Below are 18,663 nucleotides of genomic sequence, written 5' to 3'. Positions count from 1 at the left end.
ATCACCTCACCAGCCGCCATTGCTCGCCTTCTTGCTGGGCTTGGCCCAAGGCGGCCAGCGCGGATAGGACTTCGTTGACGCCTTTTACCGGTTTGCGTTTGAACTGGGCGGCCAGGCTTTCGGCGCTGTTTGGGCTGGCGGCGAGCATATCGCGTAGCTGGGTGACTTGGCTGGCCAAGTCTTTGGGCCATGCAGCTTTGGTTTTTTCGGCGGCGGGTGTGTCGCTGGCCGTTGTAGCGCTTTGTAGCTCGGTTTGGGTGGGCGCGGCTTCTGCAGGCGCTTGGTACTCCGGGCGTAGCCAACGCACCTTACCTTGGGCTTCTTCGGCGGCGCGCTGCTTGTTAAGCGCTACCAAGCGCATCAGAAGCTCTTCTTCGGCTTCTGCCTGGGCGGTGGGTTTATCCGGCAGGGGCGTAGTGGCGCCGGGTAAGCCTACTAGTACTTTTGCCAAGTCATCCCAGCCGTAGGCGTTAAAAACTGCTTTGTCTAAAGCATCGTGGTCGGCCATCAGCGTGCTGACTAGCCCTTGCTGGTTGATGGTTTGCTCTTTGGCGTTGAGCGCCTCACCGGCGCGCAGTTTTTCCATCACGTTGTACATACCGGTTAGCGTGAGCGTGGGGTGCTCTGCCTGCTGGCGCTTGCGGTGAGCGTCGATCTGCTCGGCCAGTTGGCCGATATGCGACGCCTGCTCGCCGGTAATGTCAGGGAAGGGGAAGGTCTCGAAGCAGCGTGTTTTGTTATAGCGTGGATCATTGCCCATGCCTAAACGTCCACCTGCTGTCAGTGCCCAAGCTGCATGCACACGACTAGATAGAATGCCAAGCCAAGCTGCGTTATCTACCGCAATATTCACCAACATATTGTCGGGTAAAATATCGGCACCTAAGAATGTAAAAAGACGGTGCTTGGTAGTTTCTACCGTGGCGATATAACGAGGAAGGTGGCGCAACATGCTGCGCAAGTCACCGCGTGATCTTCTGTGTAACCACCAGTTTTCTCGCAAGCGAGGGTCACGGTTTTGTTCGCGCTCAGGTTTTACTCTTTCAAGAAGCCACTGATAGATAGCACCATAGTTCTGACGGACTGTATCTAAGTCGAGCCCGTGAAGATCTATGGCATTAACGTGTCGAGGTGTTTGCGTCAGATCTCGTCCATTACGATAAGGACGTATTACATTGCTTGAAAATAGCTCTACATCTTTGGGAATAAGCTCTTTTATTTCATTATTTTTGACAATAAAACCTGAGTTGCCTAGCTCAAAACCGCGCTGGCCGATGTTTTGATTAGATTTTAAAGAAGCAGTGCCAGCCACATCCGCACCAATGGTTAAGTCAGCAAATACCTTACCGTCGCGGCGGCTAAGGGTAACTGCTCGGGCTTCGCGAGCTTCATCGCTGCTTTCGTTTGTTACCTGCTGCAAAAGCCCCGGTGCTTCGCCAGCGCGGCCCACGGTCATAGCGATGCGTACTGCGGCACCGTCGTTGCCGTCTACCCAGGGGTGGTCGGGTATGGCAAAGGTGAGCGACAGCGGCTTTTTGGCATCGCTTAAGTGCGGTTCTAATACGCGGCGGTTAAAGGTTTGGCGCAGGCTGTTGGTGGTAATAAAACCAAATTGCTGAGCGTGGCCAGTGCGGACCGCTTCGGCGGCAATATGCCACCAGTACATCACGAAATCGGCGGATTCCGGCACGGTGCCTTTATACACTGAACGGACAGCATCCACATAGCCATCGCCCAGGGCGCGGCGCATGGTAGAGGCGCCAATAAACGGAGGGTTGCCGACAATATAATCCGCCTGCGGCCACTCGGCGCGCTTGGGGTTGTGGTAGCGGTAAACGTCAGTCCGGCCACTTTCATCGGGGATCAGCTCACCGGTGGCGGGGCTTTTCTTCATGCTGATGCCGTCCCAAACGGTGACTTTCTCTCCATGTTCGTCCAAGAGCAGCTCTTTGCTGTCGTATTCAATTAGCGCATCGCGCTCCTGGATGTTGTGGAAGTCTTTTAGAATCGGTTCAGGCAAATCGAGGCTGCCGTGAATACGGTAGTGCCATTGGAGGTAACCAATCCACAATACAATTTCGGCAATAGCGGCGGCGCGGGGGTTAATTTCCATGCCGAGGAACTGCTGGGGCGAGACGGTTAGCCCTTCGGCGTCCAGGCTGTCTTGCCCGCCGCTCAGGTCGGAAATAAGGTTTAAGACCTCGCCTTCAAGGCGTTTCATATGTTCCAGCGCGACATACAAGAAGTTGGCGCTGCCGCAGGCGGGGTCAAGCACGCGTATTTGGCACAGCTTGTGGTGAAAAGCGCGCAGGCTTTCCAGCGCTTTGTCGGTTTTGCCTTTCTGGTTGTGGGCTTCTGCGACTACCTGGGCGGTGGCCCATTCGCGGCGCAGCGGTTCAATCAGCGTGGGCATTACCAGCCGTTCGACATAGGCGCGGGGCGTGTAGTGGGCACCCAGCTTGTGGCGTTCGCGGGGGTCTAGGGCGCGCTCTAACAGCGTGCCGAAAATGGCCGGTTCGACAAAGCGCCAGTCGGCTTTGGCGGCATCAATCAATAACTGAATTTGCTCGGCGTTGAGCGGGATCGGGTCAATGCCTTTAAACAGGCCGCCGTTAAAGCGCATTACTTTAGCGGTGAGCACGCCGCTAAAGCCGCCGTTGTTCATGCTTTCCCACAGCGAGCCAATGGCGTCCGTAAAGTGCTCGGGGGTTGCTTTCATGCGCTCTAAAAATGCGGTGAAGCTGCCTTTGGGCAGTAGCTCCACATCTTCACTAAACATGGTGAACAGGCAGCGTTTAAGAAAATGCGCCACGCGATCGACTTCATAGCCATCGGCCTCAAGCGTTTTCGCTAGGGTCGCCAGCTTGCCGCTGACCTCGCGAGTGACGCGGGCAGCGTATTGGCTCGGGTCTAGCGTATCGGGTGCTTCCCATAGCGCTTTAAGGCGTTGCTGAATGTCTGGCTGGCGTAAGTCTTCCAGCTTAATGCGGTAATTACGCGGATCTGGAAAGGGGACATAGGTGCCGCCGGAGCGCGAAAACTCAGAGTAGAGTGCCAGCGTGCGGCCAACATCCGTGACTAAAATAAACGCTGGGCGGCCTTCTTTAGCGGGCAGGGCGCGTACATATTGGTCGGCTTGGTTATAAGCCGCCTGCATGGCTTTGTCCCAGCCTTTGGTTTCTAGCCCTTTGCCGGTTTGCTTGGCTTCCAGTACAAACGCGCCGCGCTTGTAGAGGTCGATAAAGCCACGATTTTCGCTGCCATCGGGGTTTTGAATATCCACCCGGCGCTCAAAGGTGTAGGCGTTTTCGCTGTTATCTTTGCTGGCAGGGTCGGGCGTGGGGAGTTCAAGCAGTGTGCACAGTTCTGAAAGGAAGAGCTGATAGTTGGCCTTTTCGGTGCCGGTGGTGCCTTTCCAGCGGTCGATAAAGCTATCAACAGCGGCAGGCGTGGCAACCGCAACGGGCGAATCGAACATCAGTCAATATCCTTTCAGGCATGTTTATCTAAACTAGTTAAGCTGGGTTAGATAGTAGCATGCTTAAAAGCGATAAAAGGAGGTTGATGTGTAAAGGGTGCACTTCCTTGTGCATGAAATCGGTTTGGCTAAATATGCGTATCGGCGGCGAGTTGTTCGATAGAGGTGGCGACATTGCGGGCGTCGTGAAGAATCTTATTCACAATGGTATCAATCTCACTAACGCTGGACTGGCTGGCTTTGCCCTGCTGAATCACTTGCTGCATGGATTGGGTCGTACGTTCTACCAAGCTGCTGTTGTCTTTAAGTACCTGGGTTATTTGCGCTACCGCCTCGGTGGCCCCTTTGGCGAGTTGACGTACCTCATTGGCTACAACGGCAAAGCCACGGCCTTGTTCGCCCGCACGGGCGGCTTCTACGGCAGCATTCAGCGAGAGGAGGTTGGTTTGGTTGGCAATTTTTGCGATGGATTCGGTGATTTTGTGAATACCTTGCGACTGCTTATGCAATTCATCAATTAGTGCTTGCGCTTGGGCTAGCGTTTGCGCGGCCTGTGCAGCGCCTTTCACCATCTCATCTAAGTGACCCAGGCTTTCTTTAGCGGTTTGCTCGATTTGCGACGTACTGCTTTGTGCTGAGCTTATCGTACCTGTTGTGGCGGTGGCTTTTTCTACCAGTGGCGTAATGTTGCTGGCAAATTTAACGACTTCTATAACATTACCGTCTTCATCCTCAACAGGGTTATACGTCGCTTCAAGCCATACGGTTTTGCCCTGTGCATCTACCCGTTCAAAGCGGCCATTTTTGAAGTCACCGTTGGCAAGATTCTGCCAAAAGTTGGGTTGCTGGCGATAAAAATCAGGTCGGCAAAACATAGAGTGATGTTTGCCGATCAATGCTTCCTTGCGATAACCCATTACTTTTTCAAAGTTTTGGTTTACATCCAGGATGTCGCCTTTTGGCGTAAATTTAATCACGGCCATAGAGCGGTGTAGGGCATGCAGCAGCGCATCTTGGTGGTTAGCTTCTTGGTGGCTTTTAGTAACTTCATTGGCTACTTTAAGAATTTGAGTTACTTTGCCCATGCGCGTGCATATTGGCAGGTAGGTTGCTTCAAGCCACACCTCTTCGCCATCTTCTCTAAAACGGCGAAAGCGCCCATGGTGGCTTTTGCCAGCGGCAAGCGACAGCCAAAACGTTTGATATTCAGGGCGTTGTGTTTCGGCGGCATCGCAGAAAATACGGTGATGTTGCCCTTTGATTTCCTGTAGCCGACACCCCATTACGTCTAAAAACGATTGGCTAGCGTGCTTGATAACCCATTGTGGCGTAAAGAAAATGCAGGCCGTATGATTGAGTAATGCTTTATAGAGAGATGCGTTAAAAAAGTTGTTATACATTTAGGCCTTCTCTGTATTTAGTCGAATAATACTGGGAACAGGCACAAGGGGAGGCACCTAAGTGAAAAGAGGCTTGATTATCAAGTGAGTTTAATTATTGTAACTTCTTCTTTATTGATGAATCTGAACTCATTTTTAATAATATAGTTCTCTTTGCACTAGATTTGTAACCCTTCAACTGTGAACAAAAGTAAACTTTGAAAGGCGCAAGCTAGGGGGGAGGCCAATGGATGGTTTCTGCTGCTTTGGTGATGGCTGTTATTGACATTCGTCTGCCTTACCCCTATAAACGCGAAATAATCCATCACCCTAGGCCCTCATGTTCCTCTTAATCACGATTGCTACCCTTTCAATCGCGTTCTCATTCTTATGTTCCATCCTTGAAGCGGCGCTTCTTTCGATTACCCCCAGCTATATAGCTAAACAGAAAGAAGACAATCCCAAGTTACATGCCTCGCTTACGCGCCTAAAAGCCAATATCGACCGGCCGCTCGCGGCTATTTTGACGCTTAATACGATCGCCCATACCGTTGGGGCAACGGCGGTGGGGGCTCAGGCGGCCGTGGTATTTGGTGAAGCCTCTATCGCTATCGTGTCGGCAGTGATGACGATGCTGATTTTGATCTTGTCGGAAATTATCCCAAAAACCATTGGCGCAACGTACTGGCGCGGTTTATCGCCGTTTCTGCCACGCCTGTTAAATCTTATGATTATGGGTTTGCTGCCTTTTATCTGGATGTCAGAACAGATTACGCGCCGCCTAGGCAAGTCAGAGCATGATGTCGACCTGCGCGATGAAATCAAAGTCCTCGCGCGCGTGGGCCTGGAAGAGAACGTGCTGGATGCGGATGAATCACGCACCATCATCAATATGCTCAACTTGCACGATATCCTGGTGAGCAAAGCGATGACGCCACGTACCGTGTGTGTAACGGTGCTGCCTGATATGACCGTCTCCGCGTTTGATAAGCAGTATGGCAAAGCGCCGTTCACGCGGTTCCCCGTGATGGATAACGGCGAGCAGGCGTTTGGCTATGTGCATAAAGCCGATATGTACCATGCAGACGATGCCAAAACGATGCGTGAACTGATGCACCCGATTGGTAGCGTGGATGTTTCAAATAATGTAGAGCAGGTGTTTACCTCTATGCTCAAAGATCACCTGCATATGCGGGTGGTTTATGATGAGCACGGCACTTTTGTCGGCCTGATTACGCTTGAAGACATTATCGAAACCATTCTGGGGCAGGATATTGTCGATGAGACCGACAATGTAGCCAATTTGCGCCACTACGCGAAACAGCAGTGGATCAAGCGTGTTAAGCGGGATGATAAAAACGCCAAAGCGGCTGAGTAAGTCTTTTACAGCTTATTGGTATAAAACGGCGCCTTAAGGCGCCGTTGTACATTTTATAGTTAGGCTTTTACGCCTTTATACTGGGCTTGGCTCTACAGAGTGAACGTTGCCTTGCCACTGGCTGTCTTAGCACTAAATGATCTATAGTGAAGGTGTTGAAAGACAAATAAGGTATTAGGGCGTTCAACATCCAATAAGGAGGAAAGCAATGTCATTACGTATCAATGCAGTCGTGCCTGATTTTAAAGCGGAGACTAGTCAGGGGCCGATTCAATTTCACGAATGGATTGGCGATAGCTGGGCTATCCTATTTTCACACCCTAAAGACTTTACCCCGGTCTGCACGACGGAATTTGGTGCTGTTGCCACTCTGAGCGAAGAGTGGAAAAAGCGCGGCACCAAGGTGATCGGTGTATCGGTTGATGGCGTGGAAGACCACAAACGCTGGGGCACTGATATTAAGAACGTATCCGGCAGCGATGTTGATTTTCCTATCATCGCTGACGATAGCCTGACTGTTTCCAAGCTGTTCGATATGCTGCCTGAAGATGCCTATTTACCTGATGGCCGCACGCCAGCAGACAGTGCCACGGTACGTTCGGTATTTATTATCGGACCGGATAAGCAGTTGAAGCTCTCGATGACATACCCCATGACCGTGGGGCGTAATTTTGCTGAAATTCTGCGTGCCCTGGATGCACTGCAAACCACCGCGAAGCACGGTGTTGCCACTCCGGCTGATTGGATGGTAGGGCAAGACGTTATTATTCCACCTAGCGTTTCTGATGAAGACGCCAAACAGAAATATGGCGAATACGAAACGATCCTGCCCTATTTGCGCAAAACACCGCTACGTTAACAGCGTGGTATAAGCTACAAAAGCCAGTACAACAGTGCTGGCTTTTTTATTGGGTTAGCGAGGAGATTCCAACGCTAGCTGCTCAATAGACGTTGACACACTGCGCGCACCAATCAGTATTTCATTCACAATGACCTCAATTTCGCCCACGCTGGCTTGGCTTGATTTGCCCTGTTCCACCACTTGCTGCATAGCATGCGTAGTGCGTTCCACCAATGCGCTGTTGTCTTTAAGCACTCGGGTAATTTCTTCAACTGCTTCGCTGGAGCCCTTGGCTAAACGGCGTACTTCGTTTGCAACCACCGCAAATCCGCGGCCTTGCTCGCCGGCTCGCGCTGCTTCAACTGCAGCATTAAGCGACAATAGGTTGGTTTGATTGGCAATTTGCGCGATTGAAGCGGTGATTTTATTAATTTGGTCAGCTTGTTGATTAAGGGCGGCTATTAAGCTCTGTGCTTCGTTGAGCGTGTGTGTGGCTTGTTCTGAATCCTTGAGTATTTGTTTGAGGTGAGTTAAACCGCTCTGGGCTATTTTTTCAGTCTGTGTTGACGATGTTTGCGCCGTATTAACCGTTATATACGCTGCTTCTGATTCTTGAATTGAGCGGGTAATATCCGTGGCAAATTTGACTACTTTGATGATTTTCCCTTGCTCATCGTGGATTGGGTTATAAGTGGCTTCCAACCAGATAGTGTTGCCACGAGCATCAATGCGCTCAAATTTACCCTGCATAAATTCGCCACGGCTTAACCGCTCCCAAAAATCAGGGTGCTGCTGGTAAAACGTATCAGGGCAAAATTGGCGGTGATGAACGCCTCTTATTTGTTCAGCTGCGTAGCCCATTGTTTGTTCAAAATTACTGTTTGTATCCAGTACATACCCATCTGGAGTGAATTCAATCACTGCCATAGAGTTATTCAACGCCTGAAGAATGGCGCGCTCCCGCGCCGCATTTTGATGTTTGTCTGTAACGTCGCTAGCGACTTTGAATATTTGTATAACTTTTCCACGCCGGTTTTTGATAGGTATATAGGTCGCTTCAAGCCAAATTTCCTTGCCTTTAGCGTTTAAGCGCCGAAAGCGCCCCTGCTGGCTGTAGCCTGCGGCGAGTGTTTCCCAAAAAGCGGCGTATTCGGGCTGGTTGGTTTCTTCAGGAAAGCAAAACATACGGTGATGTTGTCCCTTAACTTGCTCGAGCGTGTAGCCCACAGCGTTCAAAAATAGAGGGCTTGCCTCTTTAATCTCACCATCAGGGGTGAATGAAATACAGGCAGTATGTTGCAATAGGGCGCTATGTTGGGGTGAATGGCGGTGAAGGCTTAGCATTTATAAAATGTCTCGATCGTATAGGGCTTGTATAGTTATACAAATCATAATAGACATTCGGTGTAAAATCACTTTTTTGTAGCGATATAGCACATAATGTTATTAACACATTGTAATTAAAATTTTACATATAGCGGAAGAAGAAGGCGGCTTTGTTATTGAGACCGCCAGGCCTAGGTGTTAATTGACTCGTTGGCGATGCTCAATGCAGAGTGAGGAGGGCGAAGTGATGTTCGCCGGTTTTGGCCTCGCTTGGCCTTTCTCCAGCGACTTTTGGTACAAAACCTAGACAACAACGTGTCGTTCTGTTTTATGTCTTGCTAATTGCTAACCGGGTTTATGTTGTTCATGGAAAATACGTTGTTATTAGGGTTTTTAGGCAGCTTAACGGCCGGGCTGCTAACGGCTGTAGGCGCATTACCAGTGCTGCTAGGCAAAGCACCCAGCCGTGGCTTTCGCGATTTGGCGTTGGGTTTCGCCGCTGGGGTGATGCTGGCGGCGTCTTTCTTTTCGCTGATTATTCCTGCGCTGGATGCCGCTGAAATCTATTATTCTGGTGGCCCCGTGCCCGCCGCGATTGTGTGTACCGCTATTTTGTTGGGCATGGGCGCGATTGCGCTGCTTAACGAGCATCTTCCCCATGAGCATTTTGCCCAGGGGCGCGAAGGGCCAGCGGCTGCATCACTGCGCCGGGTATGGTTGTTTGTATTTGCCATTACCATCCACAACCTGCCAGAAGGCATGGCGGTGGGCGTCGGTTTTGGCGCCAATGGGCTAGAAGGCGGCATGCCGCTGGCGATCGGCATTGGCCTGCAGAACATGCCGGAAGGGCTAGCCGTCGCGGTTGCGTTGATGGGCGAGGGCTACTCGAGGTGGCGCTCCTGGTCGATTGCTGCGCTAACCGGCTTGATCGAACCCATCGGTGGGCTGTTTGGCGCCAGTATTATTAGCGTTTCGCAAATATTGCTGCCATGGGGCTTAGCCTTTGCCGCTGGCGCCATGCTGTATGTGATCAGCCATGAAATCATTCCTGAAACCCACCGATCCGGCCATCAGAAGAAAGCCACCTTTGGTTTGGCGATGGGGCTGGTGATTATGCTGTTTCTGGATGTGTGGCTGGGCTAACTTCACGTTAACCGATGACATCCGCGCCACCGTGGGGGCCAGAGTGCTCACACAGGCGATGGTCGCTCAGCACGTCAATAATATGGCACTGGCCAATATTGCCTCCCGCGCACTGATTGATCATGCGCTGCAGTTCATCGCGCACCGCGGTTAGCCGCGCAAGCCGTGCTTCTACTTCGGCTAGGTGATGTTTGGCCAAGGTGTCGACCTCTTCGCAGGGCATGGCGGGATAATCCGCCATTTGTAAAAGCTCCCGTACCGCCTCAACCGAAAAGCCAAAATCCCGTGCATGACGAATAAACGTTAATCGACGGATAGCCGACGCCGTATAGCGGCGCTGGTTGCCTTCGTTGCGCGGTGCTGAAGGCAGTAGACCAATGCGCTCGTAATAGCGCACCGTTTCCGGTTTGCAGCCGGACTCACGTGCCAATTCACCAATGCCAATATAGCGCTCAGCGGGGGAGAGCGCTGGGGAATGTTCTTTCATTGCTTGAACCTCTAGTCGCTACAGGTATTACGCTTCCCTTAAGATAGTCGAACTGGGAGCTCCATGCGATGAGTCACACGACCCCTGCTAAAACCACACAAGACAAATCCCCTCAAGCGACGAACACGCCCACCACCTTGCGAGTGCAGGGCATGGATTGTGGCGGCTGCGAGCGTAAGGTCGAAGCGGCGCTAACGCGCTTAAACCATGTCGAAGAAGTCTCTGCGAGTTCTGTCGCCGGCTCGGTACGATTGACCGCGCCGCCTGGGAAAACGCTGCCCCATGCCGAGATAGAGTCGACCATCACTGCGCTGGGGTACCAGGTAATTGATGAGTCGTCGGACACGGCTGAAGCGACCACTCATACCCCCTGGTGGAAAACGCCTAAAGGGCGTTTAGTGCTTGTCAGTGGGGTATTGCTGGCGCTTGCTTGGGCGCTTAAATTTGCCTGGCCTAGCCTGGGCACTTGGCCGTTTGTCGTCGCGACGGTGGTTGGCCTTGTGCCGATTGTTCAGCGTGCTGGGCAAGCGCTGAAGATGGGGAATCCGTTCACCATTGAAATGCTGATGAGCATCGCTGCCATTGGAGCGCTGGCGATAAACGCCGCCGCCGAAGCCGCGGTCGTGGTGTTTCTGTTTGCGGTGGGGGAAATGCTCGAAGGGGTCGCCGCCGCCCAGGCACGGCGCAGTATTTCGGCGCTTTCTAAGCTGACGCCCTCTACCGCACGATTAATGGAGCAAGGCAACATTCGTGAGGTCGCTGCCGCTTCGCTCCAGCCCGGCCAGCGGGTGCAGGTGCGCCCCGGCGACCGGCTACCCTGCGATGGGCTCATTATGGCGGGACGGTCCTCAATTGATGAATCGCCAGTCAATGGTGAGTCGGTGCCGAGTGAACGTGGCGAAGGCGAGGGGGTGTTTGCGGGCACCGTCAACCTGGACGGCGTGCTGGAGGTCGAGGTAACCAAAAGCGCTGAAAACAATACAATTGCCCGAGTGATCAAGCTGGTGGAGGAGGCCCAGGCGGCGAAAGCACCGGTGGCGCGTTTTATCGACCGCTTTGCTTTTTACTATATGCCTGCGGTGGTGGCAGTAGCGCTGCTGGTCGCTATTATACCGCCGCTGGTGTCGCCAATGCTGTGGTCGGAATCCATCTACCGCGCCCTGGCGCTGCTGTTGATCGCTTGTCCCTGTGCGCTAGTGATCTCGACCCCCGCGGCCATTGCAGCAGGCTTGTCGGTGGGCGCTCGTCACGGCCTGTTAATGAAAGGCGGCGCGGTATTGGAGCAGTTAGGCAAGCTTAAACGGGTCGCGCTGGATAAAACCGGGACGCTAACCGCAGGCACGCCCATCGTCACCGATGTGGAGAGCTTTGAAACTGACGGCAGTGTTGATAAAAACAGGCGGGATGAAATAGTGCGCCTCGCCGCTGCGCTGGAGCAGGGCTCGAGCCACCCCCTCGCCGTGGCGATTAGTGATTATTTTCACCGGCAGCAGGATGCTCCGCTGCCTACTGTGCAAGGTGCCCATGCGCTAGCAGGGCATGGCGTTGCTGGGCGGGTGGATGGGCGTGAGTTAATGCTGGTAAGTCCGCGCTACTTGCAACGTTTCAACTGGCCCACCAGTGACGGCGATAAGCGCATTGCCGCGCTGGAAGCGCAGGGCAAAAGCGTGGCCGTCTTGATAGAAATAGAGGTAGAAAATGAGCGCCCGTTAGGGCTGATTGCCTTGCGTGATGAGCCCCGTGAAGATGCTCGCGAAGGACTCCAAGCGCTTGAGCGCCTAGGCGTACAGGCCCTGATGCTTAGTGGAGATAACGCCCGCACCGTGGCCGCCATTGGTGAGCAGTTGGGCATTGAAGCCGAAGGCGAGCTGATGCCCGAAGACAAAGCCCAGCGTGTACGCCAGTGGCAGGCACAAGGTCTTGGGCCGATAGGTAAAGTGGGCGATGGTATTAACGATGCACCGGCGCTCGCGGCAGCGGAAGTAGGTATTGCGATGGGTAGCGGTACCGATGTGGCGCTAGAAACCGCCGACGCCGCTTTGCTTAAAAACCGCGTAGCGGGCATTGCCGAAATGATTGCGCTCTCCCGGGCGACCATGCGTAATGTTAAAACCAATGTGGCCTTGGCGCTTGGCTTTAAAGCGCTGTTTCTGGTCTCTACCGCGCTGGGAATTACGGGGATGTGGGTCGCGGTAATGGCGGACACCGGGGCGACCGTGCTGGTCACCCTCAATGCGTTGCATTTATTACGTTACCGCTTTAACGACGTTTAAGACAAACCACCTAGTTAGTTATGAACTAGCCCTGTACGTACTCGACCAACGCCTGGGCAAAGGAATCGGTGCTGCCGGTTCCGCCCATGTCGGGGGTCACCATATCGCGGCGGGTTTCCAGCACGGTACGAATACCCTGGCGGATAGCGTCGCCTTTCTCGTTCATGCCCAGGTGATCGAGCATTTGCGCGGCAGCCAGCAGTAGGGCACAGGGGTTAGCAATGTTTTTGCCTTCGATATCTGGCGCGGAGCCGTGCACGGCTTCAAAGATTGCCGCTTTTTCGCCGATATTCGCCCCAGGCGCCAGGCCCAGTCCACCCACTAGACCTGCACATAGGTCAGAGAGAATATCGCCAAACAGGTTGGTAGTGACCACCACATCAAACTGATGCGGGTTCATCACCAGTTGCATGCAGGCGTTATCGACGATCATCTCCTGAAATTCGATCTCGGGGTACTCTTTGGCGATCTCACGCGCCACGTCCAAGAACAGCCCAGAGCTGGTTTTGATGATGTTGGCTTTATGTACCGCGGTGACTTTTTTGCGGCCGTTGTTTTTGGCCAGCTCAAAAGCGTAGCGCACAATACGCTCTGAGCCTTTGCGGGTAACTTTGATTACCGAAATGCCGGTATTGCCGTCGTCGATCATTTCCTGACCGTCGGAAAGGTAGGCGCCTTCGGTGTTTTCGCGCACGGTGATCATGTCGATATCGTCGTAGCGCGAGCGGGTGCCGGGGAAGCTAATCGCCGGACGCACGTTGGCGTAAAGATCAAAGTGGCGGCGTAGCTGTACGTTGATTGAGGAGAAGCCCTTACCAATCGGCGTGGTCAGCGGGCCTTTTAGGGCAATGCCGTATTTTTCGATGGCATCCAGCGATTCCTGGGGAATCAGCGTGCCGTGCTTTTCAAGCGCGCCCAGGCCGGCGTCAATATGTTGGTAATTCAAGCCGCAATCTAACGCGTCGAGTACTCGTAGCGTGGCCTGCATAATTTCGGGGCCGATACCGTCGCCCTTGATGACTGCAATAGACTGGCTCATTGACTGCTCCTCTTTAATCGGAAGGTGGGCTGCACGTGCCGCTTCAACGAAAATTGTTGGGACTGGATAAGACGTCGTTTTCAAGCGTCATGGTACGCCAAATTGAACCTAGAGGGCACCCTGCTAAGGGCGTAGCACGGGTGCAGTGGGCGCTAATTGCTGATAGAATCCTCCCGCTTTAACCGACGCGATGTCGATTCGCGCTTTACTGACAGCAAGGCATAACAGTAATGATCTTTTCAAGATTATCGCAGGCACTGCCTGTTTCTGGGCTGATGACTCCGCCCTAGGTTGTTCCCCTCCTCAAGCGAAACGTCTCGACACGTTCATTGCGTTGTCACGGCGTCGCGGCACGCTATTGCCATTCTTCCGCCGATTGGCGGGCCGAACCTTCGATTGCTCAAGCACTGGCTTATCCTTCTGATACCGCGCGTCTTGCGTGCGCCACTGTGTCGCGTCGAGGGTTTGTACTATTTTAACCTCCAGCCATGGACTCCCTGAATGTCTCTCTATAGTAAGCAAGAGTGGTTTTCCAATATTAAAGGCGACACGCTCTCGGGAATCGTGGTCGCCCTTGCGCTGATTCCCGAGGCGATTGCCTTTTCAATCATCGCAGGCGTTGACCCCAAAGTTGGTCTTTATGCCTCCTTCTGTATCGCGGTGATTATTGCCTTCACCGGTGGTCGTCCCGGCATGATTTCAGCGGCAACCGGCGCTATGGCGTTACTGATGGTGACGCTGGTGCGCGAACATGGGCTTGAATATCTACTGGCGGCAACGCTGCTTACCGGTGTACTGCAGATTATAGCCGGTTACCTGAAACTCGCGGATTTGATGCGCTTCGTGTCGCGCTCAGTGGTTACTGGGTTTGTGAATGCGCTGGCGATTTTGATCTTCATGGCGCAACTGCCGGAATTGACCGACGTGACCTGGCATGTTTATGCCATGACGTTGGCGGGCTTGGGCATTATCTATCTGTTCCCCTATTTACCGGTCATCGGTAAATCGATTCCTTCACCGTTGGTCTGCATTGTGGTGCTAACCGCGGTCTATATGATTAGTGGGATGGATATCCGCAGTGTCGGTGATATGGGTGAACTGCCCGATACGCTGCCTGTTTTTCTGTGGCCCAGCGTGCCGCTGAATCTGGAAACACTATGGATTATTTTACCTTACGCGTTGATGCTGACTGTGGTGGGCCTGCTTGAGTCGATGATGACCGCCACCATTGTGGATGACCTGACCGATACACCGAGTAATAAAAATCGCGAGTGTAAAGGGCAGGGGATTGCCAATATAGGTGCCGGGCTGATGGGCGGCATGGCTGGCTGTGCCATGATCGGTCAATCAGTTATTAATATTAAGTCCGGTGGCCGGACGCGATTATCGACGCTGATTGCTGGCGTGGTGCTCTTAATGATGGTGGTCTTCCTGTCAGATTGGGTGTCGCAGATACCCATGGCGGCGCTGGTGGCGGTAATGATCATGGTATCAATCGGCACCTTTAGCTGGGAATCGATCCGAGACCTTAAAAAACACCCCCTAAGCACCAATATCGTCATGTTGGCTACCGTGGCGGTCACGGTCAGTACGCACAATCTGGCGATCGGAGTGTTTGTCGGTGTGCTGCTTGCCGCGCTGTTCTTCGCTAACAAAGTGGGCAACATTCTCTACATCGGGTCACGAGAGATCGAAGCTGGCAAAGAGCGTGAATATCAAGTAGTCGGCCAAGTGTTCTTCGCCTCTTCTGAGCGTTTCACGGCCGCTTTCGATCTCAAGGAAAGTATCGAGAAAGTGACGATTGATCTTTCCCGAGCACACTTCTGGGATGTGACTGCCGTACAAGCGCTGGACCGGATCGTGATTAAATTCCGCCGTGAGGGTACTGAAGTAGAGCTTGTTGGTTTGAGCGAAGCCAGCGCGACGGTAGTGGATCGCTATGCGGTTCATAACGACCCCGAAGCGGTTGAAAAGTTGATGGGCGGCCACTAACCAACGCAAGGAGCGCAACATGACAGATCAAGTATTAGCCGCTATTGACGGCTCCCAGTTTTCCGAAGGCGTCTGCGATTACGCTGCCTGGGCAAGCTCGGCCATGGATGCACCGCTAACCTTTGTGCATGTGGTCGACAACCACTCAGCAGTACCCGAAGAGCAGAACCTTTCCGGCAACCTGCGTTTCGGCGCCCGCGAACGGCTGATGAAAGAGCTTTCCGAACTTGATGAGCAGCGCGCTAAAGTGAATCGCGAGCAAGGCAAGTTGATGTTGGAAGCCGCCAAAGAGCGCGCAATAGAAGATGGGGTCAGCGACCCCGCCACACGCCAACGCAATGGCACCCTGGTGGAAAGCCTGTTAGAGCTTGAGAAAGACATACGTTTACTGGTGGTGGGCAAGCGCGGTGAAACCGCCCATCAGGCCAGTGGCCACCTTGGCTCTAACCTTGAGCGGGTGGTGCGTGAATTGCACCGCCCCATCCTGATGGTGCCAAAAACCTTCAATCGGCCTGAAAAGATATTGATGGCCTTTGACGGCAGCAAAACCGCCCGTAAAGGCGTCGAGATGCTGGCTCGTTCGCCGCTTTTTGCTGGCACTGAGTGCCATGTGCTGATCGTGGGTGCGGAAACGGCTGAACGCCGTTCTGAGCTTGAGTGGGCGTTAGGCACATTGCGTGAAGCGGGCCACCAAGCCGAAGGCGCTATTCGTGCAGGCGAGGTAGATGAAGCCCTACAAGCCTACGAAACAGAGAACAGCATTGACCTGCTGGTGATGGGCGCCTACGGCCATTCGCGTATTCGCCACCTGCTGGTTGGCAGCACCACAACGGCTATGCTACGTGGTAGCCGCATCCCGGTGCTGATTTTGCGCTAAAACTCAAAAAAAGCAGTAGCGCATAACCGTTTAGCTCGCTTTGCGTATTACCTTCGCAGCCGGCCCTCTTTCTTGAGTGAGCCGGCTTTTTAGTCTCTGCAGTGCATAAATGATCTCCATCAAATGATGCTAATGTTGCCATGCGCTTCTATGCTAGTAGTCAGGTTGTAACCTATTCACCCACTGGAATAGCGTAAGGAGCCTGCTGTGAACATGCCTATGTTGGAAAAAAAGCCTGTTGGCTTCGACGAAGCCTCTACTTCCCACCGTTTTGTTGCTGAGCTACTGGCCCAAGCCGATATTCATTTCGACGGGCACCGCCCCTGGGATATCCAATTGAATGCCCCCGGCGTTATTGATAGCGCTCTCGCGCGAGGCAATCTTGGGTTTGGCGAAAGCTACATGAAGGGGGACTGGAACGCCGATCGGCTTGATGAGCTGTTTTACCGCTTAATGCGTGCCCAGCTCGGGCAGCGTATCAAGCCCACTCAATTGATTTATCACTCTCTGCGTTCGCGCCTGCTGAATCGGCAAACGGTGAAGCGTGCCTGGGAAGTGGGCGAAAAGCATTACGATCTGGGTAATGACTTTTACGCCGCCATGCTCGATCAGCGCATGACCTATACCTGCGGCTATTGGAAAGATGCTCAAACGCTGGATGAGGCCCAGGAAGCAAAGCTTGATCTGATCTGCCGCAAGCTTGAGCTAAAGCCCGGTATGCGGGTGCTAGATATTGGCTGCGGTTGGGGAAGTTTTATGGCCTACGCCGCCGAGCATTACGGTGTTGAATGCGTAGGCCTTACGATCTCTAAAGAGCAAGCCGAGTTCGGGCAGCGGCTGATCAAAAAAGGCTTGCCGGTCGAGTTTCGCTTGCAGGATTACCGTAATGAGTACGAGCAGTTTGACCGTATTGTCAGCATCGGCATGTTTGAGCACGTGGGGCATAAAAACTACCGCGAGTTTATGAGTGTCGCACACCGTTGCTTAAAAGATGACGGGCTTTTTTTGCTACATACCATTGGTAAAAACTTAAGCAATACGGTCACCGACCCCTGGATTGATAAGTACATTTTTCCCAATGGGGAACTGCCCACCATGGGGCAGGTTACTGAGGCTTCTGAAGCGCTTTTCGTCGTGGAAGATGTACATAACTTTGGGGCTGATTACGACCGAACGCTGATGGCTTGGCATCAAAATTTTGAGGCTAACTGGCCGACGTTTAAAGCCCAATATGGCGAAGGGTTTTATCGTATGTGGCGCTACTACTTATTAAGCTGCGCCGGTGCTTTCCGCGCCCGGGAAATCCATCTTTGGCAATTTGTGATGAGCAAGCAGGGGGTATTGGGAGGCTATCACCGCATCAGTTAATTATTTTCTCTGGCAATAGCTTGCTAGGCACCCAGCGTAAGAACGCCACCATGCCAAAGAGCTCTACCAGTGATTGAAACACAATCACGACGACCGCTGCCTGCCAAGCGCTAGGTAGCGTTAGCGCAATAGGCAGCATTACAAAGGAGTTACGCGTGCCAAAGCTAAAGGCCAGGGTTCGGGCGCTAGCGGTGGGCAATGCAAACAGCTTGCCTAGCCCTTTGCCCAGCAGTGCCGCGAAGAGTAAAAAACCGATAAAGATAAAGACGACCTGAGCCAACACCTCGCTAAGCTCGATCACAGTGTGAACCTGCGAAGCGGCAATCATAAACACCACCAGCGCCAATAGCGGCACGGGCAGCAGCCCCAGGCAGGCAACGCTGCGTTTAATGCTGCGGCGGCCTTGGGCTAGGTATTCAGTCAGCCAAGCGAGCACTAACGGCGTAATAATAAGGCCGGTAAAGGCACTCAGTAGCTCTTTAGAAAGCGTTAACTGAAACCATTCACTGCCTAAAAACAGCCAAAGATAAATCGGTAGCGCAACCATCTGCACCAGCAGCAGTAGCGGGGTGGCAGCCATCGCCCGGGCGGCATCGCCTTTGCCTAAATGCGTAAAGGTGATAAACCAATCGGTGCAGGGTACTAGCAGTACCAGCAGAACGCCTGCCAGCACTGCGGAAGAAAGCGGTAGCCACAAAACGAAAAGCGCTAAAAAAGCGGGAATGGCGATAAAGTTGCCGGTTAGTAACGCCGCCATAAAGCGCTTGTCAGTGAAGCTGCGGGCAATGTTCAGTAAGGGGATTTGAGTAAAGGTGGCATACAGTAGTATGCCTAATAGAGGCCATACTAACGGCGCTAGGCGCTGAGCAAATCCCGGCGCCCCGATGCCTAGTGCTAAACCCAAGCCAATGAATACCAGATAGAGCCAAGACTGATACTGTTCCATCTGATCGCGCATACTGGATCGTCCTTTGGCTGACGGTTTTGCTAGGGTTTGTACGAAAAGTCGGCGAGCGATGGCTAGACAAGGCAAAAATCAACGAAAAAGCGGAGTTTACAGGGTGTAAATGAGCATTTTGATC

At 53.0% G+C, this 18,663-nt stretch carries 13 protein-coding genes; 7 read left to right on the top strand and 6 right to left on the bottom strand.

Annotation, left to right across the window (positions count from 1 at the left end):
* Nucleotide 1 precedes the first annotated feature (1 nt).
* Both ACWI0H_RS16140 and ACWI0H_RS16135 read right to left on the bottom strand, forming a co-directional pair.
* Entirely contained in the window at nucleotides 2-3,478 is a 3,477-nt protein-coding gene (locus ACWI0H_RS16140) for a class I SAM-dependent DNA methyltransferase (RefSeq protein ID WP_485873950.1), read from the bottom strand.
* A gap of 128 nt (nucleotides 3,479-3,606) precedes the next feature.
* Nucleotides 3,607-4,878 carry a methyl-accepting chemotaxis protein gene (locus tag ACWI0H_RS16135; protein WP_485873949.1) on the bottom strand — a complete coding sequence of 424 codons (1,272 nt, stop codon included), beginning with the start codon at nucleotides 4,876-4,878 and terminating at the stop codon, nucleotides 3,607-3,609.
* A gap of 319 nt (nucleotides 4,879-5,197) precedes the next feature.
* On the opposite strand from ACWI0H_RS16135, the gene ACWI0H_RS16130 reads away from it, so the two are divergent.
* Nucleotides 5,198-6,235, top strand: a complete 1,038-nt coding sequence (locus tag ACWI0H_RS16130) for a CNNM domain-containing protein (protein WP_485873948.1) — start codon at nucleotides 5,198-5,200, stop codon at nucleotides 6,233-6,235.
* Nucleotides 6,236-6,443: 208 nt separating this feature from the next.
* Nucleotides 6,444-7,094: a peroxiredoxin gene (locus ACWI0H_RS16125; RefSeq protein WP_336274145.1), complete on the top strand. Its 651-nt coding sequence runs from the start codon at nucleotides 6,444-6,446 to the stop codon at nucleotides 7,092-7,094.
* A 54-nt stretch (nucleotides 7,095-7,148) separates the two neighbouring features.
* On the opposite strand, the gene ACWI0H_RS16120 is transcribed toward ACWI0H_RS16125, so the two are convergent.
* A complete protein-coding gene (locus ACWI0H_RS16120; RefSeq protein ID WP_472953395.1) occupies nucleotides 7,149-8,420 on the bottom strand; it encodes a methyl-accepting chemotaxis protein in 1,272 nt (423 codons plus the stop codon).
* Between the two features lie 348 nt (nucleotides 8,421-8,768).
* Between ACWI0H_RS16120 and ACWI0H_RS16115 the strand changes: the two genes are divergently transcribed.
* Complete coding sequence (locus tag ACWI0H_RS16115) at nucleotides 8,769-9,545, top strand: ZIP family metal transporter (RefSeq protein WP_472953392.1); 777 nt, start codon at nucleotides 8,769-8,771, stop codon at nucleotides 9,543-9,545.
* Between the two features lie 7 nt (nucleotides 9,546-9,552).
* Here the strand turns inward: ACWI0H_RS16115 and ACWI0H_RS16110 are convergent, their stop codons facing one another.
* Entirely contained in the window at nucleotides 9,553-10,032 is a 480-nt protein-coding gene (locus ACWI0H_RS16110; RefSeq protein ID WP_339884519.1) for a MerR family transcriptional regulator, read from the bottom strand.
* A gap of 68 nt (nucleotides 10,033-10,100) precedes the next feature.
* Between ACWI0H_RS16110 and ACWI0H_RS16105 the strand changes: the two genes are divergently transcribed.
* Nucleotides 10,101-12,305 carry a heavy metal translocating P-type ATPase gene (locus ACWI0H_RS16105; protein ID WP_485873947.1) on the top strand — a complete coding sequence of 735 codons (2,205 nt, stop codon included), beginning with the start codon at nucleotides 10,101-10,103 and terminating at the stop codon, nucleotides 12,303-12,305.
* A 25-nt stretch (nucleotides 12,306-12,330) separates the two neighbouring features.
* Here the strand turns inward: ACWI0H_RS16105 and ACWI0H_RS16100 are convergent, their stop codons facing one another.
* On the bottom strand, nucleotides 12,331-13,344 hold the full coding sequence (locus tag ACWI0H_RS16100) for an isocitrate dehydrogenase (RefSeq protein WP_101145194.1): 1,014 nt from the start codon (nucleotides 13,342-13,344) through the stop codon (nucleotides 12,331-12,333).
* Between the two features lie 501 nt (nucleotides 13,345-13,845).
* On the opposite strand from ACWI0H_RS16100, the gene ACWI0H_RS16095 reads away from it, so the two are divergent.
* The 3 genes from ACWI0H_RS16095 (at nucleotide 13,846) to cfa (ending at nucleotide 17,581) form a co-directional block, all read left to right on the top strand.
* Nucleotides 13,846-15,336, top strand: a complete 1,491-nt coding sequence (locus ACWI0H_RS16095) for a SulP family inorganic anion transporter (RefSeq protein WP_485873946.1) — start codon at nucleotides 13,846-13,848, stop codon at nucleotides 15,334-15,336.
* Between the two features lie 19 nt (nucleotides 15,337-15,355).
* Complete coding sequence (locus ACWI0H_RS16090) at nucleotides 15,356-16,213, top strand: universal stress protein (protein WP_485873945.1); 858 nt, start codon at nucleotides 15,356-15,358, stop codon at nucleotides 16,211-16,213.
* A 207-nt stretch (nucleotides 16,214-16,420) separates the two neighbouring features.
* Nucleotides 16,421-17,581 carry a cyclopropane fatty acyl phospholipid synthase gene (gene cfa, locus ACWI0H_RS16085; RefSeq protein ID WP_485873944.1) on the top strand — a complete coding sequence of 387 codons (1,161 nt, stop codon included), beginning with the start codon at nucleotides 16,421-16,423 and terminating at the stop codon, nucleotides 17,579-17,581.
* Here the strand turns inward: cfa and ACWI0H_RS16080 are convergent.
* Nucleotides 17,574-18,539 carry an arsenic resistance protein gene (locus ACWI0H_RS16080; protein ID WP_485873943.1) on the bottom strand — a complete coding sequence of 322 codons (966 nt, stop codon included), beginning with the start codon at nucleotides 18,537-18,539 and terminating at the stop codon, nucleotides 17,574-17,576. The two genes, cfa and ACWI0H_RS16080, sit on opposite strands and share 8 nt — an antisense overlap.
* Between the last annotated feature and the right edge of the window lie 124 nt (nucleotides 18,540-18,663).

Source organism: Halomonas sp. NYA30, from assembly GCF_976980765.1.
The sequence above is the reverse complement of the archived record's forward strand: the minus strand, read 5'-3'. Positions and strand labels throughout refer to the sequence as shown.